This is a genomic window from Lentzea sp. NPDC102401, from assembly GCF_044765805.1.
In the GTDB taxonomy this organism is placed as follows: domain Bacteria; phylum Actinomycetota; class Actinomycetes; order Mycobacteriales; family Pseudonocardiaceae; genus Lentzea; species Lentzea sokolovensis.
Genome location: NZ_JBIWKS010000005.1, coordinates 519,823 through 543,164 on the forward strand (window position 1 = coordinate 519,823; position 23,342 = coordinate 543,164).

General features: G+C 69.8%; 23 protein-coding genes and 1 pseudogene. 10 read left to right on the forward strand and 14 right to left on the reverse strand.

The annotated features are described in order from the left end of the window. Window position 1: 1 nt before the first annotated feature. A complete protein-coding gene (locus tag ACIRG5_RS21445) occupies window positions 2-1,036 on the reverse strand; it encodes an aldo/keto reductase (RefSeq protein WP_402907101.1) in 1,035 nt (344 codons plus the stop codon). Between the two features lie 68 nt (window positions 1,037-1,104). Between ACIRG5_RS21445 and ACIRG5_RS21450 the strand changes: the two genes are divergently transcribed. From ACIRG5_RS21450 to ACIRG5_RS21460, 3 genes are read left to right on the forward strand one after another with little or no spacing between them, the layout of a single operon-like run. Continuing rightward, window positions 1,105-1,635, forward strand: a complete 531-nt coding sequence (locus ACIRG5_RS21450) for a hypothetical protein (protein ID WP_402907041.1) — start codon at window positions 1,105-1,107, stop codon at window positions 1,633-1,635. Window positions 1,636-1,656: 21 nt separating this feature from the next. Beyond that, entirely contained in the window at window positions 1,657-2,046 is a 390-nt protein-coding gene (locus ACIRG5_RS21455; RefSeq protein WP_402907042.1) for a MerR family transcriptional regulator, read from the forward strand. Window positions 2,047-2,056: 10 nt separating this feature from the next. Further along, window positions 2,057-2,725 carry an MOSC domain-containing protein gene (locus tag ACIRG5_RS21460; RefSeq protein ID WP_402907044.1) on the forward strand — a complete coding sequence of 223 codons (669 nt, stop codon included), beginning with the start codon at window positions 2,057-2,059 and terminating at the stop codon, window positions 2,723-2,725. On the opposite strand, the gene ACIRG5_RS21465 is transcribed toward ACIRG5_RS21460, so the two are convergent. The 3 genes from ACIRG5_RS21465 to ACIRG5_RS21475 are packed head-to-tail and all read right to left on the reverse strand — an operon-like array spanning window position 2,722 to window position 3,936. After that, window positions 2,722-3,144, reverse strand: coding sequence for a protein-tyrosine phosphatase family protein (locus ACIRG5_RS21465; protein ID WP_402907046.1), 423 nt, complete (start codon window positions 3,142-3,144; stop codon window positions 2,722-2,724). The genes ACIRG5_RS21460 and ACIRG5_RS21465 overlap by 4 nt on opposite strands. Window positions 3,145-3,160: 16 nt before the next feature. Then, window positions 3,161-3,550, reverse strand: a complete 390-nt coding sequence (locus ACIRG5_RS21470; protein ID WP_402907048.1) for a DUF1304 family protein — start codon at window positions 3,548-3,550, stop codon at window positions 3,161-3,163. Next, a complete protein-coding gene (locus tag ACIRG5_RS21475; protein WP_319979981.1) occupies window positions 3,547-3,936 on the reverse strand; it encodes a cupin domain-containing protein in 390 nt (129 codons plus the stop codon). Before ACIRG5_RS21475 ends, ACIRG5_RS21470 begins: the two co-directional genes overlap by 4 nt. Before the next feature lie 88 nt (window positions 3,937-4,024). On the opposite strand from ACIRG5_RS21475, the gene ACIRG5_RS21480 reads away from it, so the two are divergent. Further along, window positions 4,025-5,011 carry a LuxR C-terminal-related transcriptional regulator gene (locus tag ACIRG5_RS21480; protein ID WP_402907049.1) on the forward strand — a complete coding sequence of 329 codons (987 nt, stop codon included), beginning with the start codon at window positions 4,025-4,027 and terminating at the stop codon, window positions 5,009-5,011. A 60-nt stretch (window positions 5,012-5,071) separates the two neighbouring features. After that, window positions 5,072-6,406 carry an FAD-dependent oxidoreductase gene (locus ACIRG5_RS21485; RefSeq protein ID WP_402907051.1) on the forward strand — a complete coding sequence of 445 codons (1,335 nt, stop codon included), beginning with the start codon at window positions 5,072-5,074 and terminating at the stop codon, window positions 6,404-6,406. Here the strand turns inward: ACIRG5_RS21485 and ACIRG5_RS21490 are convergent. Together ACIRG5_RS21490 and ACIRG5_RS21495 are read right to left on the reverse strand one after the other, a co-directional pair. After that, window positions 6,372-6,845 (reverse strand): hypothetical protein, encoded by a 474-nt coding sequence (locus ACIRG5_RS21490; protein ID WP_330276937.1) that lies wholly within the window; start codon window positions 6,843-6,845, stop codon window positions 6,372-6,374. The genes ACIRG5_RS21485 and ACIRG5_RS21490 overlap by 35 nt on opposite strands. Before the next feature lie 30 nt (window positions 6,846-6,875). Continuing rightward, window positions 6,876-7,280, reverse strand: coding sequence for a VOC family protein (locus ACIRG5_RS21495; RefSeq protein WP_402907053.1), 405 nt, complete (start codon window positions 7,278-7,280; stop codon window positions 6,876-6,878). Window positions 7,281-7,389: 109 nt separating this feature from the next. On the opposite strand from ACIRG5_RS21495, the gene ACIRG5_RS21500 reads away from it, so the two are divergent. Next, window positions 7,390-8,355, forward strand: coding sequence for a helix-turn-helix transcriptional regulator (locus ACIRG5_RS21500; protein WP_402907055.1), 966 nt, complete (start codon window positions 7,390-7,392; stop codon window positions 8,353-8,355). Here ACIRG5_RS21500 and ACIRG5_RS21505 read toward each other — a convergent pair. Next, complete coding sequence (locus ACIRG5_RS21505) at window positions 8,309-8,974, reverse strand: Clp protease N-terminal domain-containing protein (protein WP_402907057.1); 666 nt, start codon at window positions 8,972-8,974, stop codon at window positions 8,309-8,311. The two genes, ACIRG5_RS21500 and ACIRG5_RS21505, sit on opposite strands and share 47 nt — an antisense overlap. A gap of 93 nt (window positions 8,975-9,067) precedes the next feature. Here ACIRG5_RS21505 and ACIRG5_RS21510 point away from each other — a divergent pair, with 93 nt between their 5' ends. The 3 genes from ACIRG5_RS21510 (at window position 9,068) to ACIRG5_RS21520 (ending at window position 13,061) form a co-directional block, all read left to right on the forward strand. Next, the gene (locus ACIRG5_RS21510; RefSeq protein ID WP_402907059.1) at window positions 9,068-10,867 is read left to right on the forward strand and encodes a protein kinase; all 1,800 of its coding nucleotides are present in this window, start codon (window positions 9,068-9,070) and stop codon (window positions 10,865-10,867) included. Between the two features lie 7 nt (window positions 10,868-10,874). Beyond that, entirely contained in the window at window positions 10,875-11,612 is a 738-nt protein-coding gene (locus tag ACIRG5_RS21515) for an SDR family NAD(P)-dependent oxidoreductase (RefSeq protein WP_402907061.1), read from the forward strand. Window positions 11,613-11,795: 183 nt separating this feature from the next. Continuing rightward, window positions 11,796-13,061, forward strand: coding sequence for a glycosyl hydrolase family 18 protein (locus ACIRG5_RS21520; RefSeq protein ID WP_402907063.1), 1,266 nt, complete (start codon window positions 11,796-11,798; stop codon window positions 13,059-13,061). On the opposite strand, the gene ACIRG5_RS21525 is transcribed toward ACIRG5_RS21520, so the two are convergent. After that, window positions 12,954-13,361, reverse strand: a complete 408-nt coding sequence (locus ACIRG5_RS21525) for a DMT family transporter (protein WP_402907065.1) — start codon at window positions 13,359-13,361, stop codon at window positions 12,954-12,956. The genes ACIRG5_RS21520 and ACIRG5_RS21525 overlap by 108 nt on opposite strands. Beyond that, complete coding sequence (locus tag ACIRG5_RS21530; RefSeq protein ID WP_402907067.1) at window positions 13,361-13,675, reverse strand: DMT family transporter; 315 nt, start codon at window positions 13,673-13,675, stop codon at window positions 13,361-13,363. The genes ACIRG5_RS21525 and ACIRG5_RS21530 overlap by 1 nt, the downstream gene beginning before the upstream one ends. Before the next feature lie 53 nt (window positions 13,676-13,728). Between ACIRG5_RS21530 and ACIRG5_RS21535 the strand changes: the two genes are divergently transcribed. Continuing rightward, entirely contained in the window at window positions 13,729-14,601 is an 873-nt protein-coding gene (locus ACIRG5_RS21535; protein ID WP_402907069.1) for a 5'-nucleotidase, read from the forward strand. Here ACIRG5_RS21535 and ACIRG5_RS21540 read toward each other — a convergent pair whose 3' ends face one another. From ACIRG5_RS21540 to ACIRG5_RS21560, 5 genes and pseudogenes are all read right to left on the reverse strand, one after another. Further along, window positions 14,602-15,288 (reverse strand): DUF2625 family protein, encoded by a 687-nt coding sequence (locus ACIRG5_RS21540; RefSeq protein ID WP_402907071.1) that lies wholly within the window; start codon window positions 15,286-15,288, stop codon window positions 14,602-14,604. 61 nt (window positions 15,289-15,349) lie between these two features. After that, entirely contained in the window at window positions 15,350-20,815 is a 5,466-nt protein-coding gene (locus ACIRG5_RS21545) for a carboxyl transferase domain-containing protein (RefSeq protein WP_402907073.1), read from the reverse strand. Between the two features lie 160 nt (window positions 20,816-20,975). Continuing rightward, complete coding sequence (locus ACIRG5_RS21550; RefSeq protein ID WP_402907075.1) at window positions 20,976-21,140, reverse strand: hypothetical protein; 165 nt, start codon at window positions 21,138-21,140, stop codon at window positions 20,976-20,978. A 117-nt stretch (window positions 21,141-21,257) separates the two neighbouring features. Then, window positions 21,258-22,943 carry an RNA-guided endonuclease TnpB family protein gene (locus ACIRG5_RS21555; RefSeq protein ID WP_402907077.1) on the reverse strand — a complete coding sequence of 562 codons (1,686 nt, stop codon included), beginning with the start codon at window positions 22,941-22,943 and terminating at the stop codon, window positions 21,258-21,260. A gap of 119 nt (window positions 22,944-23,062) precedes the next feature. Then, a pseudogene (locus ACIRG5_RS21560) lies at window positions 23,063-23,182 on the reverse strand (hypothetical protein); the annotation flags it as partial. Between the last annotated feature and the right edge of the window lie 160 nt (window positions 23,183-23,342).

A 23,342-nucleotide genomic window follows, 5' to 3' on the forward strand; every position in this document is an offset into this window, starting at 1 on the left:
GTCAGCGCTGATCGACGGGCCTGCGGCGCTGGTGGACGTCCAGCAGCGCCGCGGGCTTCCAGAATCCGTGCACGTCGTAGGTGTCGACACCGGGCGGCACGATCTCGTCGATCCGGTCCAGGACGTCGTCGGTCAGCACCAGCGAGGCGCCCTCCAGCAACGACTCCAGCTGCTCCATCGTGCGCGGCCCGGTGATCGCCGAGGTCACGCCCGGATGCGTCGTCACGAACGCCACCGCCAGCGCGGGCAGCGAGACCCCCATCTCGTCGGCGAGCTTCGCGAACTGCTCCACGGCCTCGAACTTCGCCGCGTTGCCCGGCAGCGACTCGTCGAACCGCTCGGGGCTCAGCGTCGCCCGGAACGCCTCGGCCGACGCGCCCCTGCGGTGCTTGCCCGACAGGAAACCGCTGGCCAGCGGGCTCCACACCAGCACGCCCATGCCGAGCCGTTGCGCCGTTGGCAGCACCGACCGCTCGACGCCGCGTGCCAGCAGCGAGTACGGCGGCTGCTCGGTCCTGAACCGCAGGTAGCCCCGGTTCATCGCCACGTGGTGCGCCTCGACGATCTCCTCCGCCGGGTAGGTCGAGCACCCGAACGCGCGGATCTTTCCGTCCCTGACCAGGTCCGTCAGCACCGACAGCGTCTCGTCGATGTCGGTGCGGTAGTCCGGCCGGTGCACCTGGTAGAGGTCGATCCAGTCGGTCTGCAACCGCCGCAGGCTGTCCTCGACGGCCTTCAGGACGTACCTGCGCGAGTTGCCGCTGTTGTTGCGGCCCTCCCCCAGCGGGAAGTGCACCTTCGTGGCCAGCACGACGTCGTCGCGCCGGCCCAGCAGGGCCTTCCCGACGATCTCCTCTGAATCCCCTGCCGAGTACATGTCGGCGGTGTCGACGAAGTTGATGCCCGCGTCGAGGGCGCGGTGGATGATCCGCACGCCCTCTTCGTGGTCGTTGTTGGCCACGGATCCGAACATCATGGCGCCGAGGCAGTGGTGGCTGACCTCGATGCCGGTTCCCCCGAGAACGCGATAGCGCATGTTCATGGCGAGAACCTACGAACTAGAGCCGTCTCTAGGTCAAGAAGCACGTTGTTACTCTCGGGATCATGACCTCCGAGAGCGATCGACAGGCGTTCAAGCCCCTGCCCGGTCGCACGACCCCCAGTTCGACCGCCTGCGAAGCCGTGCTGCGAGACCTGTTGCCGCTGGTAGGGGCCGAGATTCCGGCCGCGGACCAGCCCGACGTCAAGCCCTCGTGGCGCCACCGGGCCCGGCGTGCCGTCGGCAAGGCGGTGGCGGCGTCCGAGGCGGCTCCCGAGGAGTGGTTCGAACCGCTGATGCGGGCCGCCGTCCTCGAACCGGACTCCGGCTTCAGCCGGGAGCTCGTGAAGCCCGCCATCACGGCGTTCGGCAGGCGCCGAGTCCAGCTCGCACTCCTCGACTACCTCGACACGGGCACCGCGGCCGACGTCGCGGGCGCCGCACGCGCCTGGCACGGGACCGAGGTCCAGATCGCGTACGAGCCGGGTTCCAGGACGCCCACGCCGGAGAGCCTGGCCGAATGGGAGGAGGGAAGCGATCTGCGTGAGCGCTACCAGCACCTGCGCGACCGGGCCGAGGTCCGTTCGGCCGGGTAGCCCGGCACCTATGCTCGGACCATGGGGCTGAGCATCGGACAGGTGGCGGAACGCACCGGACTGAGCGTGCACGCGCTGCGGTTCTACGAGAAGGAAGGCATCCTCGCGCACCAGGTCCACAGAGGACCGGGTGGCCGCCGGGTGTACACGCAGCAGGACATCGACTGGCTGAAGATGTGCATCATGCTGCGCATGTCGGGGATGCCGGTGCCGGAGATCCGCCGCTACACCGACCTGGTCCGGCAGGGCGACGGCAACGAGCTGCAGCGCCTGGACATCCTGAAGGAGCACCAGGAACGCGTGGCCCAGCAGATGGTGCAGCTGCAGGAGTGCATGGACCTGATCACGCACAAGGTGGGCATCTACCAGGACTACGTCAATTCGATCGCCGCCAGGGCGGTCGCCCAATAGTCTCGGCCCCATGCCTGTCGTGCTCTCGCTGAACGTCGCCCAGAAGACGGCCCCGGCCGACTACGCCCGCGTCGGTGCCACCGGCATCGACAAGCGCCCGGTGGACGGTCCGCTGCGGATCAGCCCGCCCGGCGCCAAGGGCTCGGCGGGCAGCGGCGTCGCGGGTGACTCGATCGCCGACTGGAGCGCGCACGGCGGCGAGTACCAGGCCGTGTACGGCTATGCCCGCGAGGACCTCGACTGGTGGCAGTCGGAGCTGGGCGCCGAGTTCCACGCCGGCCAGTTCGGCGAGAACCTGACCACGCAGGGCATCGACCACACGACCGCGCTGGTCGGCGAGCACTGGCGGATCGGCACGGCACTGCTGGAGGTCACCGGCCCGCGCATCCCGTGCCGCACGTTCGCCGAGTTCCTCGGCCGGCGCGGCTGGGTCAAGCGGTTCACACAGGTCGCCCGGCCCGGCGCCTACTTCCGCGTGCTGGAGGAGGGCCTGGTCGGGCCGGGCGACGAGATCACCGTCGTGCACCGGCCCGACCACGACGTGACGGTCGAGCTGTTCTTCCGCGCCGTGACCACGGAGGCCGCGTTGCTGCCCCGGTTGCTCGCGGCCGGCGACTCGGTGCCGCCGGAGGTCGTCGAGCTGGTGCACAAGCGTTCGGTGGTCGAGCTCGAGTCCTAGTTGGGCGGGAAGTTCCTGACCCAGCGCTTCTGCCACGGCGTTTCGACGGCACGGCGGTGGTAGTTCGCGCGCGTCCACGCCACGGCCTCGGCCGCCGGGACGCCCGCCAGCACGGCCAGGCACGAGATCACCGTGCCGGTCCGGCCGATGCCACCGCTGCACGCCACCTCGACCAGTTCGCCGGAGAGCGCCCGTGCGTGCAGCGAGCGGATCACCCTGATGGCGGCGTCGTGGTCACGCGGAAGGCGGAAGTCCGGCCAGTCGATCCAGTCGTGCGGCCACGGCACGTCGACCGGCTTCGGTTGCAGGTACACGCCGTACCCCGGGTGCGGCTCCACGATCTTTCCGTCGCGCAGGCCACGCCCTCTGATCACGGCGCCGTCGGGTAGCTCAATCGTCTTCAAGAAACGTTCCCCCATGAGTACCAAGCGGATGCTAGGCGAACGACAGTACTACCAGTGGCGGAATCCCTTCTGCCGCAACGCCTCCCCACGCCTGGTTGCGCGGACGGCTCATCGCCAGCTGGTCGGCCACGGCCAGCACCACGCTGCCGCCGACCATGAACCACGACACGTAGAAGATCAGCGTGCGGCCGACCAGCTCGTGCCCGCTGTGCAGCGCGATCAGCCCCGCGATCACCCCGCACGCCAGGAACAGGTTGTAGAACCCGACCCCGAACGCCCACAGCCGGATCGCCGGCACGTCCTGCGCGGGCTGCCCGAACATCGACCGGTGCACGCGCCCGATCAGGAACGCCTCGCAGACCCACACCACCAGGTGGATCAGGGCCGCGACCGCCGCGGCGACCTGGGCGACGACGCTCACCGCGTCACCCCGTGCCGAGCCAACGCCTCCATGCCGTTCGAGGACAGGTCGAGGAAGAACGCACCCATCACGTCCCCGACGGCGAACGCCAGGAACTGCACTGACGGCGTGTGCACCGTGAACGTGTGGGACGCGTTGGGCGGAATGGTGATGGCATCGCCCGGTGAGAGGTCGTGGAGCTCGCCGTCGAGAAACACTGCCATGCGTCCGTGCAGCACGTAGTACGCCTTCGGCCACGGCGTGCGGTGCGGCGGCGCGGCTTCCCCACGCGGTGCGTCCACCTCGAACAACTCGTAGGTGCCGCCGGTGTGCTTCGCCGATATCCGGACGGTGATGGTCGCGTCGGGCACGGTGAGTACCTCGCCCTCGCCTGCGGTGGTCAGCATGCGCTGCACCCTCCGCGCCGGGATCGAGCCGTTGTATCCCGGAAAACTGGGATCCCGGACGGTCTGGAGCGCGCGCATACTGCGAACCATGTGGGAGGGTCGGGCGCGGGGCGTGCGACGCGACGTCACGGCACTGGCGGGCGCGGGGCTCGACGTCGCGCAACTGCACGCGGCGGCGATCGCCCTGGTGGACCGCGTGGTTCCGTGCGAGCTCGCCTGCTGGGCGTCGATGGACCCGGACTCCGGCGTGTTCAGCACCATGACCAGCGGCGTCAACCGCATCCCGCAGCAGTACGAGCCGGTGCTCGCGACCTGCGAGTACACGCCCGGTGAACCGCACACGTTCGCGTCGCTGGCGCAGCGCGGTGACACGGTGGCGAGGCTGGAGGACAAGCGGTCCACGCGGCTCAACGAGGTCTGGCGGCCGCTGGGTCTCAGTCACGAGCTGCGGTCGTTGTTCCGGGCCGACGACACCTGCTGGGGCGGGGCGGGAATGGTGCGCACGGCCGAGTTCAGCGAGCGCGAGCTGGAGTTCATGGCCTCGGTGGCACCCGCTCTCGGCGCCGCCACCCGCGTCGCGGCACGCACCTCGGCCCGCGGGATCGGCGCGCCCGCCATCGTCGTGGTCACCGGGGACGGCACGATCCGGGCCTCGACCGCGTCCACCGCGCAGTGGCGGGACGAGCTGGAGGACGTCGCGCCGGGCAGGTTCGCGGTGATGTTGCGGGCCGCGGCGGCGGGAGCGCGGTCCGGGGCGTTCAAGGCGAGGGTCCGCGACGCCCGCGGCGGCTGGATCCTGCTCGAAGCCAGCGAGCTCGTGAGCGACGACGAGTTCGCGGCGGCGGTGACGATCAGCCGGGCGTCCGGCGCGGACCTGCTGGGGTTGCTGATCAAGGCGCACGGCGTGACCAGCCGTGAAGAGGACGTCTGCCACGAGGTGCTCGCCGGGCAGCCGACGTCGGCGATCGCGGCACGGCTGGCCATCTCGCCCTACACCGTGCAGGACCACCTCAAGTCGCTGTTCGCCAAGTTCGGTGTGCGCAGCCGCGCGGAGCTGGTGGCGATGCTGTCCTGAGACCGAACACAGGACTCTCGGAGGATCCGCCCGGCAGGTCGTTCTGCCAGCATGGCCGCCATGTACTCCGACCGCGCCCTCGTCATCGGCGCCGGCTTCGCGGGACTGCTGGCGGCGAGGGTGTTGTCCGAGTCGTACGGCGAGGTCGTGCTGGTCGAACGGGACAGGATCACCCCCGACGCGGGGTACCGCGCGGGCACCCCGCAGGCCAGCCACCCGCACGCGCTGCTGGCGCGCGGGGCGGACGCGCTGGAAACGCTCTTCCCGAGGCTCGGCGCGGAGCTGGAGGACGCGGGCGCGGTCCGCGCGGACCTCGGCAGCGACTTCCTGATCCGCACCCCGTCCGGCTGGGCACCGCGCGACTACCTGGGCCTCAGCGTCCTCTCGATGACGCGGGTGCTGATCGAACGGACCATCCGCCGCCGGGTGCTGAGCCTCCCGAACGTGTCCCTTGTGGACGGTGTGACGATCGACGGCCTGCTGCACGACCGGGGCACCGTCACCGGGGTGCACGGCCGGCGCGGCGACAGGCCGTTCACCGACTACGCCGATCTCGTGGTCGAAGCCTCCGGGCGCGACGGCAAGCTCGTGTCGTGGCTCGCGGAACTCGGCGTGCACTGCCCGGCACCGATGATCGTCAACGGCCACGTCAGCTTCACCTCGCGTCTCTACGAGGTGAACCGCGACCTGAAGCTCGACTGGAAGACCGCTTTCGAGGTCACCCACGCCCCCGGCGCGAGACGTGGCGGCTCGGTGTCCACAGTGGACGGCGATCAGTGGTTCGTGACGCTTTTCGGTGCGGACGGCGACTCCGCACCGACCGACGAGGACGGTTTCCTCGACTACGCCGCGACCCTGCACTGCCAGGACATCGCCGAGATCATCAAGACGGCCACCCCGGCCTCGAAGATCTACCAGGCGGGCAACCTGCGCAGCCGGTGGAACCGCTTTCACCAGGTCCCGGACTGGCCGCGCGGCCTGCTCGCGCTCGGCGACTCCGTGGTCTCGCTCAACCCCATGCACGGCCACGGCCTGACACTCGCAGCCTTGTACTGCCTGGATCTGCGCACACTGCTGCAGGAACACGACCTCGCCCACGAACCGCTCGTCTTCCAGCGCGCGGTCGCCAGGACCGCCAAGATCCCGTGGAGGTCCGCGACGACCGCCGATCTCCGCTGGAGCGCCAGGAAACTCCCGCGGAGCACCCGGCTGCTGCGCTGGTACACCGATCGCGCGTTCGAGGCCGCTCCGGGAAACCGGCAGGTCTACCGCGCGTTCATCCGCGTCTCGCACCTGGTCGGCCACCCGGCCGCGCTGTTCCGACCGGCCGTGCTCTTCCGGGTACTGCTGGGAAGGGCGTTCAGCGGACGGCGCCCTCGGGCCACAGAACCGTGACCGGCACGCCCCGCGACCGCGCGTAGGCCACCACGTCGGCCGTTCCGCCGGGTCCACGTCCTGGGAGCCCGTCCCACACCGCGAGCAGCGAGTCGGACTCGTCGACCATCCGCTTGCCCGCCTCCATGTAGGCGTGCGGATCCGGCGTGACGTACTCCAGTTGCACGACCTTGGCCGCCCGCGCGAGCAACGCGTCGTAGACGGGCCGGTAGTCCTCGGGCAACGTCTCGCGGTACTTCGAGGCCGGCAGCACGGCGACAAGCGCGCCGCCCACGTCCAGCACGGCCTGCGCGAACACCGCGTCCGCACCGTCCGCGAGGCACGACACCCCGGCCACGTCGCCGTGCTCCGCCACCGAGGCGCGGATCATCTCGTCGATCCGCGCCTCCAGTTCGGCGGAGAGTCCGCGATGTCCTGTGATGGCGAGGCGCGTCGTCATTTCAGCAGGATATGCGGCGGTCGAGGGCGTTCAGTCGCGGCGGTTCTGCTCCGCGATGGCCAGGTAGTGCGTGTTCGTCATGATCCCGAGGATGTTGCCGAACGGGTCGACGACCGACGCCGTCACGAAGCCCGGACCGCGCACCTGGGGTTCGTCGTGAACCTTGGCGCCCAGCTCCTGCAACCTCGCGAACGTCGCGTCCAGGTCGTCGACCGCCCAGTAGAGGATCTGCCCCGCCGGTCCGTCGGACGGCGTCACCTCGAACCGGCGGTTCACGAGTCCGAGTTCGGCCTGGTAGTCGCCGATGCGGAACTCGACGTACGCGAGCACGCCGTCCGGGGTGCTCCGCTCGAAGTAGGCGTCGACCCCGAGGAACCGCGCGTACCAGTCACGGGCCTCGGTCAGGTCGTCGGCGTAGTAGGACACGGTCGACATTCCTCGCAACACAACTGCCTCCAGTGGAACTTCGCTTCGGTCTGTGTAGTGACAAGCCTCCGCCGTAAAGTGCTCATCGAGTGAGCACTTTCAGCGGGAATCTGGAGACATGCGCGCAGACCGTCTAGTCGCCACGTTGTTGCTGATGCAGGCTCGCGGCCGGGTGACCGCCGCCGAACTGGCCGCGGAGCTCGAAGTCTCGAACGCCACCGCCCGGCGCGACCTCGAGGCCCTGTCCGCGGCGGGGGTACCCGTGTACCCCCAACCGGGCAGAGGTGGGGGCTGGTCGCTGATCGGCGGCGCCCGCACCGACCTGAGCGGCCTGACCTCGGCGGAGGCCCAAGCGCTGTTCCTGGTCGCCGGACCGGCCGCGTCCGTCGCCCCGCAGATCAAGTCGGCGTTGCGGAAGCTGGTCCGCGCGCTGCCGCAGACCTTCCGGGCCGAGGCGGAGGCCGCCGCCGAGTCGACGATCGTCGACACCGCCGGATGGGGCGAGGACGTCAAGGACAGGCCGGGCCTGGTCACCGCGCTGCAGCAGGCCGTCGTCAAGCAGATGCGGGTGCGGCTGAGCTACCGGAAACGCGGTGAGGCACCGAAAGAACGCCTGGTCGACCCGTGGGGACTCGTCGACAAGGACGGCACCTGGTACTTCATCGCCGGCACCGACGAGGGCCGCCGCACGTTCCGGCTCGACCGCATCACCGGTCTGATCCCCACCGGCGTCCCGTCCTCCCGGCCCGCCGGCTTCGAGCTGGCCGGCGCCTGGGGCGAGGTCGTCACGGCCATGGAGGAGCGGCGTTCCGAGACGTCGGCGTCCGTGCTCGTGCCCACCCGGTTCCTGAAGGTCTTCCAGCACCAGCACGGTCGCCACTGCACGGTCGTCGAGGACCGGGGCGAGTTCACGATGGTCGAACTGACGGCGCCACGGCCGCTCGACATCGCCCGCAACGTCGCCGGGTGGGGCGGCCTGATCACCGTCGAGTCGCCCGAGGTCGAGGAGCACCTGGCCCGCATCGGCGCGGAGCTGGTCAGCCGATACCGGCGTGCTGCTCCAGCCGGGCCAGCCGGGCCATGATCATCTCCAGGATCTTCGCCGCGTCCGGGTTGGCCTGCTGCTGCTTCTTGAGGTGGACGATGCCCGCGAGTGCCGTCTGGACCGCGCGGCGCGCGCCCTTGATCTCGATGCCCAGCTCGCGCAACTCCTCGCCACCCGCGCCGTTCGGTTCGGCGACGATGCCGAGCAACAGGTGCTCGCAGCCCACGTAGTTGTGACCCAGGGCGATGGACTCGACGACCGCGAGCTCCAGCGCGGCCGCACCGTCGTCGGCGAACCCGGGTTTCTCGCCCGTGGCCGCGGGGGTGGCGGAGGGCAGGCCCTTCGGTTCGACGTCGAGCGCTCGAAGGACGTCCATCGCCAGGTTCTCGCCCTCCCCGATGATGCCGGCCAGCAGATGCGAGGTGCCGAGTTTGGTGCCCTGGGAGACCTCGGCGGCGATCTGGACGGCCTTCCACGCGCGGTCGGTGAACTGCGGGGGTTTGTCCCCTTGGAGACTCCTGATGTCGAGCGCCCGGATCGCGGCGATCCGTTTGACCGAGCCTTCGAGCGCCCGCTGACAGATCGCCGAGACGGGAATGTTCATGTCCTTCACGGAGTCGGCGAGCTCGTCGGGCAGGTACACGTTGATTTTCGGCATAACCCCATATCTACCCCCAGATGGGGTTACAGTCAACCACGAACGCGGCAACCGTCACACTTGTGAGTGATCAGAGGGGACGGGAGCACCCGCGTGGAGGACAGCAGCAGGCTCATCGGAAGCCGCTACCAGTTGAAGCAGAAGGTCGGCCAGGGCGCGATGGGAGTCGTCTGGCAGGCCTACGACGAGCAGCTTCAGCGCGTGGTCGCGGCCAAGGAACTGCTCGCGCTGGACGGCCTCGACGAAGCCAGGGTGGCCCGCGCGAAGGCCAGGGCCATGCGCGAGGCCCGCCTCGCCGCGCGCCTGGAGCATCCGAACGCCATCCGCGTCTACGACGTGGTGGAGGAGGACGGCCGGCCGTGGCTGATCATGGAGTACCTCCCCTCCCGCAGCCTCGCGGCCGTGATCACCGAGCAGGGCACGCTGCCACCCCGTGAGGTGGCCCGCATCGGGTGCTACACCGCCGCCGCACTGGCCGCCGCGCACCGCCACGGCATCCAGCACCGCGACGTGAAGCCCGGCAACGTCCTGATCGGCGACCAGGAAGTCAAGATCACCGACTTCGGCATCTCCCGGGCCACCGACGACGACGGCACCGCCACCGCGACCGGCACCGTCGGCACCCCCGCGTTCTTCTCCCCCGAGGTCGCCCGCGGCGAGGACGCCGGTCTCCCCTCCGACGTCTTCTCGCTCGGCGCCACGCTCTACAACGCCGTCGAGGGCGGCCCGCCGTTCGGCACGGCGGACAACAACCTCGTGATGCTGCACCGCGTCGCCGGCGGTTCGATCATGCCGCCCGCCAACGCGGGCCCCCTGCTGTCCCCCGTGCTGTTCCGGCTGCTCGCGAACGACCCCGAGCGCCGTCCGAGCATGCAGGAGGCCGTTCACCTGCTGGCCGCCGTCGTGAACGAGACGCCGCAGGCCTCCCAGGCGACCGTGGTCATCCCGGCGACGGTCAAGCTCCCGGCCGAGGCACAGCCGGAGGAGAAGGCGAAGCAGGAGGCCGCGGCCGCCGCGGCGGGCCTGGTCGCGGGCGCGGCGGCCGTGGAGGCGGCCGGTCTGACCGCCCCGCCCAAGGCAGAGCCCGAGCCGGCACCGGAACCGACACCCGAGCCCGAGGCGGCGCCGGAACCCGAGGCGACGGCACCGGTCGCCGAGGTGAAGGCGGAGGCACCTGCTCCCGCCGAGGAGAAGGCGCCGGAGGCAGCCCCGATCGTGACCCCGCCGCCGGTCCGCGAGACCGCGGCGCAGCCGCCCACGCCGGTGCTCCCCGTCAGCCCTCCACCCGCGCCCCCGGCGGAACCCGACGAGAACCGCCGCAAGTTCCCGCTGGTCCCCATCGCGATCGTCCTTCTCGTGCTGGCCGTGGGCGTGGGCTCGTTCCTGTTGTGGCCCAAGGGCAACCAGAACAACGCCAAGTCGCCGACCGGCAACGAGACCGGCGGCCAGACCAGCGCCCAGTCGAACCAGCCGACGACGAGCCAGAGCCAGCCGCAGCAACCGACGGACAGCCAGACCCCGCCACCGGCGAACTCCCAGACGAACCCTCCGGCCGGCACGCCGAGCCAGGGCCAGCCGGAGGCACCCGCCGGACCCAAGAACGCCCAGGAGGCGATCACCGCCTACTACGCGCTGATCCCCGGCGACCTGCAGACCGGCTGGTCCCTGCTCACCGACAGCTTCAAGGCCGGGCGAAACCTGAACTACGACGGCTACCAGTCGTTCTGGCGCAACTACACCTCGGTGCAGCTGTCGAACTTCGTGCCGCGGGGCGACAACTCCGTGACCGTGACGTTGCAGTACATGCAGGGTGGGAACGTCGCCATGACCGAGACGCCGACGTTCACGTTCGTGCAGCAGAACGGCAAGTGGCTGATCAACAGCCAGGGATGATGGCGGCATGACTCGACGCGCACTCGTCACCGGAGCCTCTCGCGGCATCGGCGCCGCCATCGCCCACGCCCTCGCGGCGGGCGGCCACCAGGTCGCCGTCCACTACCGCTCCGGCGCGGACGAGGCCCAGACCGTGGCGGCGAGCCTGCCCGGCGACGGTCACGTGACCGTCCAGGGCGACCTCGGCGCGAACCAGGCCGAACAGGTCGTCCGCGAGACCGCCGAGAAGCTCGGCGGTCTCGACGTCCTGGTCAACAACGCGGGGATCTACTTCCACCACCCCATCTCCACCACGACCTTCGAGGAGTGGCAGGACGCCTGGCGCCGCACGATCGAGCTCAACCTGTACGGCCCCGCCGACCTCGCCTGGCACGCGGTCCGGCACATGACCGAGGGCGGCCGCATCATCAACGTCGGTTCGCGGGGTGCCTACCGGGGTGAGCCCGACGCCCCCGCGTACGGCGCGGCGAAGGCCGGTCTGCACGCGATGACCCAGTCGCTCGCCCAGTCCCTGGCGCCGCGCGGCATCGCGGTCGCGGGCGTCGCGCCGGGGTTCGTGCGGACCGACATGGTCACCGACCTCCTCGCCAGTTCCGAGGGTGAGCGGATCCGGGCGCAGAGCCCGTTCGGGCGCGTGGCCGAACCCGACGAGGTCGCCGCCGCGGTCGCGTGGCTGGCCACGGAGAACGCGCTGTGGGCGAGCGGCACGATCATCGACGTGAACGGCGCCTCACACCTCCGATGACTCACCGAAACCGACCGGAACCAGTTCCGGTCGCGAGTTGATCTTCCGGCAACCGGTCTAGACCACTAACGTCGCGGTGGGCGCTCGACGAAGTGGAAGGCCTCCCCTGCAATGCGTTCATTCCGTTCACGCCTCGGTGCCGCCGGCCTCGCGCTGGCCGCCGCCGCGGCGACAATGACAGTCATGGCGCCTGCCGCGCAGGCCGCCTACCCCGCCGGTTTCAAGAGTGTCGGCTACATGCCGTCCTGGGCCGGCAGTGTCAGCTCGATCCAGTACACCAAGCTCACGCACATCAACTACTCGTTCGTGCTGCCGAACTCCAACGGCACCCTCCAGGGCGTGCCGGACCCCGGCAAGCTGCAGCAACTGGTGAGCCTCGGCCACCAGAACGGCGTGAAGGTCTCGATCGCGGTCGGTGGCTGGAACGACGGCAACGACGACAACTTCGAGATCCTGGCGGCCAGCGCGAACGGTCGCACGACGTTCGTCAACGCACTGATCAACCTGGTCAGCCAGTACAACCTCGACGGTGTCGACATCGACTGGGAGTACCCGGATCCGGGCGCGGAGGGCGACAACTACACCCTGCTGATGCGTCAGCTCGGCGACCAGTTGCACAGCCGCGGCAAGCTGCTCACGGCCGCGGTCGTGAGTGAGGGCGGCACGGCGAACGGCGTGCAGCCCGCGGTGTTCGGCATCGTCGACTGGCTCAACATCATGGCCTACGACGGTGGCAGCCCGCACGCGAACTACGACTGGTCGATCGCTTCCGTCAACTTCTGGAAGAACCGCGGACTGCCTGCGAGCAAGGCCGTTCTCGGTGTGCCGTTCTACAGCCGGCCGACCTACATCTCCTACCGCGACCTCGTCGCGCAGGACCCGGCCAACGCCAACCGCGACAGCTACAACGGCAACCAGTACAACGGTCTGCCGACGATCCGTCGCAAGACGACGTGGGCGCTGTCGAACGCGGGCGGCATCATGAACTGGGAGCTCTCCCAGGACACGACGGGCAGCACCAGCCTGCTCAACGCCATCTGGGAGACCTCCGGCAACGGCAACCCCCAGCCTCCCACCGGCGGCACCATCACCGGTTTCGGCGGCAAGTGCGTCGACGTGGCCGCGGCGAACTCGGCCAACGGCACCGCGGTTCAGCTCTACACGTGCAACGGCACCAACGCCCAGCAGTGGACTCGCAACGGAAGCACGTTGCGCGCCTTGGGCAAGTGCCTCGACGCGTCGGGCACCGCCAACGGCGCGGTGACCCAGCTGTGGGACTGCACGGGTTCCGGCAACCAGCAGTGGACCTCCGAGTCCAACGGCCAGTTGCGCAACACGGCGTCAGGAAGGTGTCTCGACGCCACCGGCAACAGCTCCGCCGACGGCACCAGGCTTCAGCTCTGGGACTGCGCGGCCACCGCCAACCAGCGGTGGACCATCAACGCCTGAGGCTCCTGACTTCAGGAACTTCAACCCGATGACGCAGGCGATGATCCCGGTGAGGAACACGATCTTCCACACGGAGAGCGTTTCCTCGCCGGTGATCATCGCCCACGTCACGGTCAGCGCCGCACCGATGCCGACCCACACGGCGTAGGCGGTCCCGACCGGAATCCGCTTCATGCCGAAGGCAAGCCCGACCATGCTCAGCGTCGCGGCGACCAGGAAGAGCACGTAGGCCCCCTGGGACAACGCCGTCGCCCACACCGCTTCGAGCACGGCGCTTCCCAGCAACACGGCCCAGTACATCAGCTCACCACCTTCAGGCCCGCGACGCAGCCGATCAGCGCGACGAGCAACAACGCCCTGGCCACCCCGAGCTTCTCCTCACCGCGCAGCACCGCGACGAGCACCGTGAGCACGGCCCCCACGCCGACCCACACCGCGTACGCCGTGCCGACCGGAATCCCCCGCATCGCCCACGCGAGCCCGACGACGCTCAGCGTCATCGACACGGCGAACACCACCACCGGCCACGGCCGGAGGAAACCCTTCGACGCCGAGAGCGCCGTGGCCCACACGGCCTCCAGCACCCCCGACGCGATCAGCACCACCCAGTACATTAGTACGACCGTACCAGAAAAGCCCCCGGGTCGGGCGTCTACGATCTCGAGATGTGGCTCCCAGCCTGGAAAACCTGCTGGTCGTAGGCGTCGCGTCGAGCGCTCTGTTCGACCTGACCGCGTCCGACGCCGTCTTCTCGTCCGAGGGCGAACAGGCCTACCGCGCCTACCAGGAAGCCCACCTCGCCGAACCGTTCGCGGCGGGCGTCGCGTTCCCGTTCATCCGCCGCCTGCTGCGACTCAACGCGCTGGCACCGCTGGTCGAGGTGATCGTGCTGTCGCGCAACTCCCCCGACACGGGCCTGCGCATCCTTCGCTCCGCCGCACACCACGGCCTCACGATCACCCGCGCGATCTTCACCGAGGGCCGGGCACCGCACGAGTTCATGCCGGCGCTGAACATGTCGTTGTTCTTGTCCGCCAACGAATCCGACGTCCGCAAGGCGACCCTCGCCGGCATGCCCGCGGGCCAGGTGCTCAAGTCGTCGTTCCAGGACGACGACGATCCGGCGCTGCGCATCGCGTTCGACTTCGACGGCGTCCTGGCCGACGACGCGTCCGAGCGGATCTACCAGAGCGGCGGACTCGACCAGTTCCAGCAGCACGAGGCCACGAACGTCGTCACACCACTGGATCCCGGGCCGCTGAGGAACTTCCTCGCGGGCGTGAACCGCATCCAGCGCCAGGCCGAGGACCGCGTCCGGGTGTCCGTCGTGACCGCCCGCTCCGCTCCGGCTCACGAGCGCGCGATCAACAGCCTCAAGGCGTGGGGCCTCACGGTGAACGACGCGTTCTTCCTGGGAGGGTTGAAGAAGGCGCCGATCCTGGACGTGCTCAAGCCGCACATCTTCTTCGACGACCAGCGCGGGCACCTGATCCAGACCGTGCCGTGCGTGCACGTCCCGTTCGGCGTGACGAACGAGTGATCAGCCGAGCTGCCTGGCCGTGTCGGTGTGGAAGGCCATGAGCTCAGGCATCGGCACGGGCCTGCGGCTGGTTCCCGCGATGTCCGACGCTCCCTCGGCCGACCACAGCGGCGGGTACATCACGATCCCCTCCCGAAGGCCGAGCGCCGCCACCTCCGTCTGCCAGGACGGCCAGAACACGGTCGAGTAGTACTCCGCCGGCCCGCCGCCCAGCATCCACATCAGCCAGTGGCTGTAACCGCCGTCGAAGGTCTCCCACTCCAGCGTGTCCGGCGCGAAGTAGACGATCTGGCCCGGATCCCCCGGCCGGCCGAACCGCGCGGGATCCATGCCGTTCAACGCGAACTCGCCACCCAGCACGTCGTGCGCGACGACCAGCCCTGCCGGTGGCGCCCAGGAGGGATCGGCCTCGGCGGGAAACCCGTTCACCTCGGCCAGACCCGCCATCGAGTCACCGGACCCGCCGTACACCCGCAGCCAGCCGTGGTGCAGCACCATCCCGCCACTGTTGAGCACGACCGCACCCAGCAACGACCGCGCGGTCACCTGCAGCTGCGACAAAGTCGCCCGGCACGCCCCCGGATCGGGCGGCAACACGACACATTCGGTCGGACCGGCGGCGACGGCCTCGAGCACGGCCGGCCACCCCGGATCATCCACATCGGTCAGTTCGGCGATGTCCCGCACGTTCTCCCCAAGGAAAAAGCCCGGCCACCCCGCACGGGATGACCGGGCCTGATCCTAGAGGCTACTTCGCGAGACCGTCCTCGATCGCCTTGATGATCGCCGGCCGCAGCTGCGCGGCCGAGATGATCGCGTCGACCGCCCCGACCTCGACCGCGCGCTGCACGCTGTGCACCCGGTCGAACTCGGCGGCCATCTCGTTCAGCTTCTCGGTCCGCACGCTCTGACGCGTCGTCACCAGCTCGCCGGTCAACGCCGCCCGTTCGGCGCCGGAGGCCTCGGCCACCGCGGACTCCAGCTTCTTCACGCGCGGGTCGTTGGCCGTGCGGCCGTCGACCTCGCGGGCGAACACCACGGCCGCGGCGGGCGCGCCGCCGATGACCGAGGCGAAGGAGCCCTCGACGGCGAGCACCGTCATGGACGGGTTCAGGGCCTTGGAGAAGACCACGAACGCGCCGCCGTGGTAGCGCGAGATCACCGTGAAGACGATCGGGCCGCGGAAGTTGACGATCGCGCGGCCGATCTCGGCGCCGTACTCCAGCTGCAGTTCCCGCATCGACTCCGGCGAGCCGTCGAAGCCGGACAGGTTCGCCAGCACGACCAGCGGGCGGTTGCCCGAGGCCGCGTTGATCGCGCGGGCCGCCTTCTTCGACGACTTCGGGAACAACGTGCCGGCCGTGTAGGTGTCCGGGCCGTCGGTGGGCGGGAAGCCGGTGCGCGACACTCCGCGCGACTCGACGCCCAGCAGCGTCACCGGGATGCCGCCGAGGTGCACGTCCTGGACGACGGCGGTGTCGGCGTCGGCCATGCCGGCCCAGCGCTCCAGCACGTCGTGGTCCTGGTCGCTGAGAGCACGCATGACGGTGCGGATGTCGAACGGCTTCTTGCGGTCCGGGTTCGACTCGATCGAGAAGATCTCGCCGACCGTGTTGAACGGGCTGTCCCCCACCACGTGCGGGTAGGAGGAGACGTCCCGGCCGACAGGGTCCGAAGTGGACACTCGGCGCGGCCCGGCCTCGCCCGGCGCGATGTAGCTGTGCTCGTAGTGGCCCAGCAGGACGTCGAACGCCGCCCGCAGGTTCGGGGCCCAGTACTGCGCCTGGCCGTTCGGGCCCATGACGCGGTCGTAGCCGCCGATGCCGTAGTTGTCCTCCGCCGAGACGCCACCGGAGAAGTCGAGCGCCTGCTTGCCGGTCAGCACCATCGCCGAGTCCGGGGTCATGACCAGGATGCCCTTGGTGTGCATGAGCATCGTGGCCTCGGCGTTCCAGTACGGCTGCGCGCCGACGTTGATGCCGTTGACGACGACGTTGATCTCGCCACCGTCCTGCGTGAACTCGACGATCCGCTTCAGCGCCGCGGCCACCCAGTCCATGTTCTCGACACCGGAGTTCATCGAGATCTTCGCGCCGGACGAGAGCGAGAACCACTCCAGCGGAACGGAGAGCTCCTCGGCCAGGTCGATGGCGTGGATCACCCGCGAGCACTCGGGCTCGGCCAGCGCGCCCAGCGACTTGGTCGGGTCGCCCAGCAGCACGACGCGCTTCATGCCCTCGGGGTACGCCGGGGTCGGCGTGGTCACCACACCGACGACGATGCCGGCCTTGTTGCCGCCGCGCGGACGGTCGACGGGCACCAGCGCGCCCTCGACCAGGTCGTGCTCCACGAAGGACCCACCGTCGCCGACGAGCATGTCGACCAGTTCGTACGGGTAGATCGTGCCGCGCGACTGGGCGCGCAGGACGTTCTGGCGGTAGTCGTCGAGCGGCTGGATCGGGGCGGTCGGCGGCTGCACGAACGAGAACCGCACGCCGGAACCGGCGTCGTTCGCGATCCGCACGCCGATGTCGGTGATGTCACCGGACACGGGATCCCTGCGGCGCGCCAGGAACAGGACCTCTTCCAGGTCCAGGCCCGCGGTCGTCGGCAGCACGCGTTGACCGATCGCGTCCAGGTCCTTCGACCCGAGCTCGGTGGGCGGCCACGCGTAGAGCACCACGCGGTTGGTGGCCAGGCGGGTGCGGCCACCGGACTGCGCGCGAGCCCTGCGGATGCCGTCCAGGCACGTGGCGAGCACGTCCTCGGCGGCGGGCAGGGCCACGATCCGGCCCTCGTCGTCGCGCAACGGCGTCAGGTCGCGGACCTGACCCAGCGCCACGAGCCGCTCGTCGGACTTGTTCGCCTTGGCCACGGCACGGAACAGGTACACGTCCTCGTCCACGGAGGACAGACGCGTGAGGTCGAACTCGCGCAGTCGTTCGAGCTGCATGCGTTCGGCGATGCGCGGGTGCAGCCCGCGCACCAGCCTCTCCTCCGCGAACCCGTTGGACGACGGGCGGAACGTGAAGTGGTGGTGCATCGACTCGCCGCGACGGCCCGCGACCGTGGTGGTGATGCGGGTGATCGTCGGCGGCAGCTGGTGCGCGGCCAGTGCGGCGCCCAGACCGGCGGCCATCTCGTCCTGGTCGGACGGGCCGTCGGCCCAGTTGACGTAGAGGTCCGCGACGACCGCGCTGCCGGTGCCGTGCTTGACGACATCACCGACGGCGTCGGTCAGCGACGGGAACTCCACCGCGGTCGAGATGAGCCGGGTCTGCTCCGGCTCGTTCTCCGCGATGAAGAACGCCCCGTTCACACGCGGGTTCTCCAGCGCCTTCTTCGTGTAGTAGCGGCGGGCCAGCACCTCCAGCAACGGGGTGTTGTCCGCGCCGGGCTTGCCGATGCGCTGGCCGAGCAGGCGCACCAGCGGTTCGGCCGACGCCACCATCGCCGCGATCCGCTCCTCGCGGTCGGCGGCCTGAGGCTGTGCGTCGAGGTGGATCAGGTGCTTGCGGACCTCGCTGTGCACGCGGGCGCGGTTGCGGCGCACCAGCGGCTGCGCGAACCAGGTGAACACGACGCTGCGGGCCAGGTCGGCCACCGCCGGGTAGCGGACCTGCGTCGCGGCGACGATGTGCTCCAGCACCAGGCCGATCTGGACCTGCTCGGACTCGACCGGCGGCGCCTCCTGCACCCACTGACGCAGCAGGGTCGTCGCGACGGCGGCGTCGAACACGCCCCGGCGCGACGCCACGAAGATCCGGAAGACGGCCTGCTCCAGCTCCGGCGTGCGGTCGAGCTCCGTGATGCCGTAGTGGCTCATCACGTTCTGCAGGCGGGCGCGGAAGCCCTCCGGCAGCGCCGCGCGGTCGGCGTCCAGAGTCTTCAGGTACGTGTGGAGGTGTTCGCGCGGAGAGTGGATGTGGTTCTCCGGCTTGGTCTCCTCACCGGCCGGCCGGTTGCGCGAGAGGTCGCAGAGGTCGGCGAAGATGCCGAGCAGCTGGGCCTCCTGCACGAGCGGCCGCTCCAGCAGGTCGTGCCGCGCGCCCATGTAGTCCGTCAGCACCCGCTCGGTGTCGGCGGCGGTGGTGTCGAAGCCCAGCAGCAGGTTGCGCAGGTCGTCCAGGCCACGGGCGACGAGCTCCTCCGGCCGGACGTCCGTGCGCGGCGCGGGCAGTTCCAGCTCGACCGCGGACTCGGACTTCTGCTCCTCGACGGCGCCGGCCTCGTCCTCGATCTCCTCCAGCTTGAGCAACGCGCCACCGGCGGGCACCTGGGTGCCGACGACGACGTTGAGCTCCTTGAGGCGTGCGCGGAACGGCGCGCGCAGCACCGTCTCCATCTTCATCGCCTCGAGCACGAGGACCGGTGCGCCGGCCTCGACCTCGGCGCCGACCGCGAGCGGCGTGGCGACGACGAGCGCGGGCATCGGCGAGCGCAGGACGCCGCCCTCGTCGCGGGTGACGCGGTGGGTGACCCCGTCGACCTCCACCTGGTGAACCACGCCGTGCGTGCCGGTGACGACGCGGAAGCGCTCGCCGTTGACGGTGATCTGGCCGACGTGGTGGTCGAACCGCTCGACGTCGACGTCCCCGGTCAGCACGGTGTCGGAGTCCGCGGCGGACACGCCGACGCGGTACTTCGCGGCACCGATGCGGGCGACGTTCACGACGTAGGGCTGGCCGCGGAGCACGAACTCCAGCTTGACCGCGCCCTCGTGGTTCGTGCGCGGCTGGCCGCCACGCGAGGACGCCAGCAGCTCGGAGCGGTTGATCTGCTCCTCGTCCTCGTACACCTCGATGCCGGCCGCGGCGAGCGCGATGGCGGAGTGGCGGTGCGAGATCAGACCGCCCTCGGCGCGGACGCGGTCGATCCACGAGGTGTCGGCCGAGCCGTCGATCACGGCGGGCTCGTCCAGCAGGTCGAGCACGAAGCTCTTGTTGGTCGTGCCGCCCTCGATGATGACGGTCGTCTCGGCCATCGCGCGGCGCAGCTTGCCCAGCGCCTCGTCGCGGGTGCGGCCGTACGCGATGATCTTCGCGATCATCGAGTCGAAGTCGGCGGGGATCTGCGAGCCCTCGGCCACGCCGGTGTCGACGCGGATGCCGGGGCCGGCCGGGAGCTCGAGCCGGACGATCGTGCCGGGGCACGGCGCGAAGTCGCGGTCCGGGTCCTCGGCGTTCAGGCGCGCCTCGACGGCGTGGCCGAGCTCGACGGGCTTGTCGCCTTCGAGCTTGCCGCCACCCGCCACGTGCAGCTGCGCCTTGACCAGGTCGAAGCTCGTGGTGATCTCGGTGATCGGGTGCTCGACCTGCAGGCGGGTGTTGACCTCGAGGAACGCGAAGAGCTTCTCACCGGGGTGGTAGAGGAACTCGACGGTGCACGCGCCGCGGTAGCCCACCGCGTTCGCGAGCCGCTCGGCCGAGGACTTCAGCTCGTCGACCTGGTGCGGCTCCAGCACGCACGACGCCGACTCCTCGATGATCTTCTGGTTGCGCCGCTGCACCGAGCAGTCGCGGACGCCGAGCGCCCACGCCGTGCCCTGGCCGTCGGCGATGACCTGCACCTCGACGTGCCGGGCGCCGGTGACCAGGCGCTCCAGGAACATCACGCCGGAGCCGAACGCGCGCGCGGCCTCCAGGCTGGTGCGCTCGAAGTTCTCCTCCATCTCCGCGGGGGAGGTGATCTTGCGGATGCCCCGGCCACCACCACCGGCGGTCGCCTTGAGCATCAACGGGTAGGTGACCTCCTCGGCCACCTTGAGGGCGTGCTCCAGGTCCGTGACGGCACCGCGCGACCAGGGCGCGACGGGGACACCGACCTCCTCGGCGATCAGCTTCGAGCCGATCTTGTCACCGAGCTTGCGCATGGCCTCGGCGGACGGGCCGACGAACGTGACGCCGACCTTCTCGCACAGTTCGGCGAACTCGGGGATCTCGGCGACGAAGCCCCAGCCGACCCACGCGGCGTCGGCCTTCGTCTCGACGAGTGCCCTCTCCAGGACCTCTAGGTCGAGGTACGGACGGTCAGCCGCCAGGCCGAGGTTGTAGGCGAGGTCCGCTTCCCTGACGAAGGGCGCGGACTTGTCGACATCGGTGTACAGGGCGACGGTCTCGATCCGTTCCCCTGACTCGGCGGCGAGCTCACGGACGGCGTGGATCAGCCGCATAGCGGCTTCCCCGCGGTTGACGATCGCTACACGACTGAACAACGACTTGGCTCCTCGCGGACATTACGACCTCAGCGGCAAACGCCGCCCAATCGATGTACACACTCTCGTCTACTACCCGGTAGGAAAACCGCTAGATCGAAGCGAGTTGAGCAGCGTGGTTTGTATGAAACCAACAAGCCACCAGGTCCTCGGCACAGCATCACTTGAGCCCGTGTCCCAACTCACCACCCCGCTCGGCGTTCACCTGGGACCATCCGAGTCCCGCGGCGAACACGAGCGGTAACGCCGTGATCACCAGGGCGGTGCGCACCGACAGCGCGTCGGCCAGGACTCCCCCGGCCAGCGCCCCGACGGGCTGCCCCACCCCGAATGAGGTTGACTCTGCCATCAACTTCTCGGCCCTGAGGGTCGAGCTTGATGCTCGGACCTTCAAGCCAAGTCGCGTTCTCCTTGCGCCACTGGATGTGGCGTGCGGGCCGCATCAACCCGTCGACTGTGCGACGGCGGGTTCGTGTGCGTTGACGTGTACCCACGCCGACCGTGCCCGGTTTCGGACGTTCACGGCGGCGACGACGTCGGCGGGTCCAGCGAGACCGCACCGGCGACAGCGGAAAGTGTCCCTGTCGGGACGGTTGGAACGAGATGTGTACTTGCACCGCGGGCACATCTGCGAGGTGTAGCGCGCGTCCACGACGAGCACGGGCACACCGGCGCGGCGGGCCTTGTAACGGACGTGTGCTTCGAGCTGATGGAACGGCCACGAGCTGTGGGTGGCTCGCTGGTGCCGGGCAACCGTGACCCGGTCGCGGATACCGCTCAAGTCTTCGAGCGCGATCCCGCGACCGGTGCGTTCGGCAACAGCCACCAACTGCTTGGCGACCCTGTGGTTCACGTGCGTCGCGTGCCGCTGCTCGCGACGCGCCCGCTTCTTCAGCCGCCGGGTCGCCGACTTCGTTCGCCTGGCCTGTAGCTCAGCGCGCACGCGGGCGTGCCAGCGCCGGTAGCGGCCCAGCCCGCGGCCCTGGACGTTGTCCGCGTCGCTGGTGGTCGCGAGGTTCACGATGCCCCGGTCCACGCCCAGCCAGTCGACCGGCTCGAACAACGGCTCCTCCGGCACCTCACAGGTCGCGATCAGCAACCACATACCGTCGCGGTGCACCAGATCACTCTCGCCCCTGCGGTACGCACGCAAGGTCTTGAGCTGCTCTGGAGAACCAGCGAACCGCACATCCTTCACCCGGCCCACTGTGGTCCAGATCGACACGGTGCCCGCGTCGTGATTCCACGACAGGCACCGGTCGTCGAACGACTGCGCCGCAGCCGGCCGGAACGCGACCGGCTTCGACCCGGCCTTCACCCGGCGCTTCGAACCAGGCCTGCCCAGATTCCCGGCCCGGACGGTCGCGTGCAGCGCCGCGTAGGCGTCCGCGACCTTCTTGATCACGTGCTGGGCGGCCTGCGCACCCAGACCACGGGCCTTCAACTCCGCATAGGTGTGCTTGCGCAACGCGTACTCACGGAACACCCCGTGCTCGAACGCGACCCGCGATACCCAGTCCGCAGACTCGTTGCAGCCGCGCAGAGTCACCGCCAACGCGGACACCTGCACGGCATCCGGCAGCAACTTCACCTGCACAACGACCTTCACAAAAACGACCGTACATCGGCCTGGGTCACCCCAAAGGGGCCGAAACCGGACATCCGGAGGGGTGGCAGCGGGCATGAGGACCGTGGCGGCGAACGACCCGGCGGCCAGCGCGCTGAACAGCACGCCGATCCGCACGTCGTTCTGCGGCACCTCGAACACCCGGAAGGCGTAGACCACCAGCAGCCCGGACACGGCGCCACCCGCGACCGCCTGACCGAGACCCAAGGCGAGGAAGAGCCGGACTGTGGGTTCCCTCCACAGGAAGTCGAGTCCCTCCCGGATGTCCGCTTTGAGGGAGGTGCGCGGCGGCCGGGTCAGGTGCAGCGGCCGCAGGATCGTCCGAAGCAGCGCCGCGGACACGGCGAAGCTCACCGCGTCGATCGCCATCGTCCCGGCCGGTCCGTGGATCGCGAACAGCGCTCCCGCGACCGACGGCGCCGCGACGTGCACGGCGGTGGCGGTGCTCCAGATGACGCTGTTGGCGCGGACGAGGTTCTCGCTGCCGACGAGCGCGGGCACGGCGCTGAACGTGGCCCCGTCGAACCAGACACCGACGCGATGGGCACGCTGGCGAGCAGCCCGGCGCTGACCAGGTCGGTGACGACCAGGACCGTGCGCCGGTGCGTGCGGTCGACGAGCGCGCCCGCGACGAACCCGAACGCGAGGTACGGCGCCGCGGTCAGCGCCGCGATCGCTCCCGTGTACGCGGCGCTGCCGGTGAGCGAGTACATGAGGACGGGCAGTGCGACGCCCGACACCGCGGACCCGGCCGTCGAGATCAGTCTGGCGAGCCAGAACTTCCCGAACTCCCGGTCGTCCCAGAGGGTTCTGAACTGTTCGGTGGTTTGTGATCATGTGTGATGGAACGTGTTCGTTTGTGAGCTGGGATGACCCTTCGCGGCGATGGGAACATGTGTT

What these genes read in the sequence shown, in the direction of transcription:
- ACIRG5_RS21490 (WP_330276937.1), bottom strand. Translation starts at nt 6,845, where the DNA reads ATGACGACGCGCCTCGCCATCACAGGACATCGCGGACTCTCCGCCGAA.
- ACIRG5_RS21455 (WP_402907042.1), top strand. Translation starts at nt 1,657, where the DNA reads ATGGGGCTGAGCATCGGACAGGTGGCGGAACGCACCGGACTGAGCGTG.
- ACIRG5_RS21465 (WP_402907046.1), bottom strand. Translation starts at nt 3,144, where the DNA reads ATGGGGGAACGTTTCTTGAAGACGATTGAGCTACCCGACGGCGCCGTG.
- ACIRG5_RS21450 (WP_402907041.1), top strand. Translation starts at nt 1,105, where the DNA reads ATGACCTCCGAGAGCGATCGACAGGCGTTCAAGCCCCTGCCCGGTCGC.
- ACIRG5_RS21520 (WP_402907063.1), top strand. Translation starts at nt 11,796, where the DNA reads ATGGCGCCTGCCGCGCAGGCCGCCTACCCCGCCGGTTTCAAGAGTGTC.
- ACIRG5_RS21445 (WP_402907101.1), bottom strand. Translation starts at nt 1,036, where the DNA reads ATGCGCTATCGCGTTCTCGGGGGAACCGGCATCGAGGTCAGCCACCAC.
- ACIRG5_RS21500 (WP_402907055.1), top strand. Translation starts at nt 7,390, where the DNA reads ATGCGCGCAGACCGTCTAGTCGCCACGTTGTTGCTGATGCAGGCTCGC.
- ACIRG5_RS21495 (WP_402907053.1), bottom strand. Translation starts at nt 7,280, where the DNA reads ATGTCGACCGTGTCCTACTACGCCGACGACCTGACCGAGGCCCGTGAC.
- ACIRG5_RS21515 (WP_402907061.1), top strand. Translation starts at nt 10,875, where the DNA reads ATGACTCGACGCGCACTCGTCACCGGAGCCTCTCGCGGCATCGGCGCC.
- ACIRG5_RS21525 (WP_402907065.1), bottom strand. Translation starts at nt 13,361, where the DNA reads ATGTACTGGGCCGTGTTGCTGGGAAGCGCCGTGCTCGAAGCGGTGTGG.
- ACIRG5_RS21460 (WP_402907044.1), top strand. Translation starts at nt 2,057, where the DNA reads ATGCCTGTCGTGCTCTCGCTGAACGTCGCCCAGAAGACGGCCCCGGCC.
- ACIRG5_RS21475 (WP_319979981.1), bottom strand. Translation starts at nt 3,936, where the DNA reads ATGCTGACCACCGCAGGCGAGGGCGAGGTACTCACCGTGCCCGACGCG.
- ACIRG5_RS21530 (WP_402907067.1), bottom strand. Translation starts at nt 13,675, where the DNA reads ATGTACTGGGTGGTGCTGATCGCGTCGGGGGTGCTGGAGGCCGTGTGG.
- ACIRG5_RS21480 (WP_402907049.1), top strand. Translation starts at nt 4,025, where the DNA reads ATGTGGGAGGGTCGGGCGCGGGGCGTGCGACGCGACGTCACGGCACTG.
- ACIRG5_RS21485 (WP_402907051.1), top strand. Translation starts at nt 5,072, where the DNA reads ATGTACTCCGACCGCGCCCTCGTCATCGGCGCCGGCTTCGCGGGACTG.
- ACIRG5_RS21505 (WP_402907057.1), bottom strand. Translation starts at nt 8,974, where the DNA reads ATGCCGAAAATCAACGTGTACCTGCCCGACGAGCTCGCCGACTCCGTG.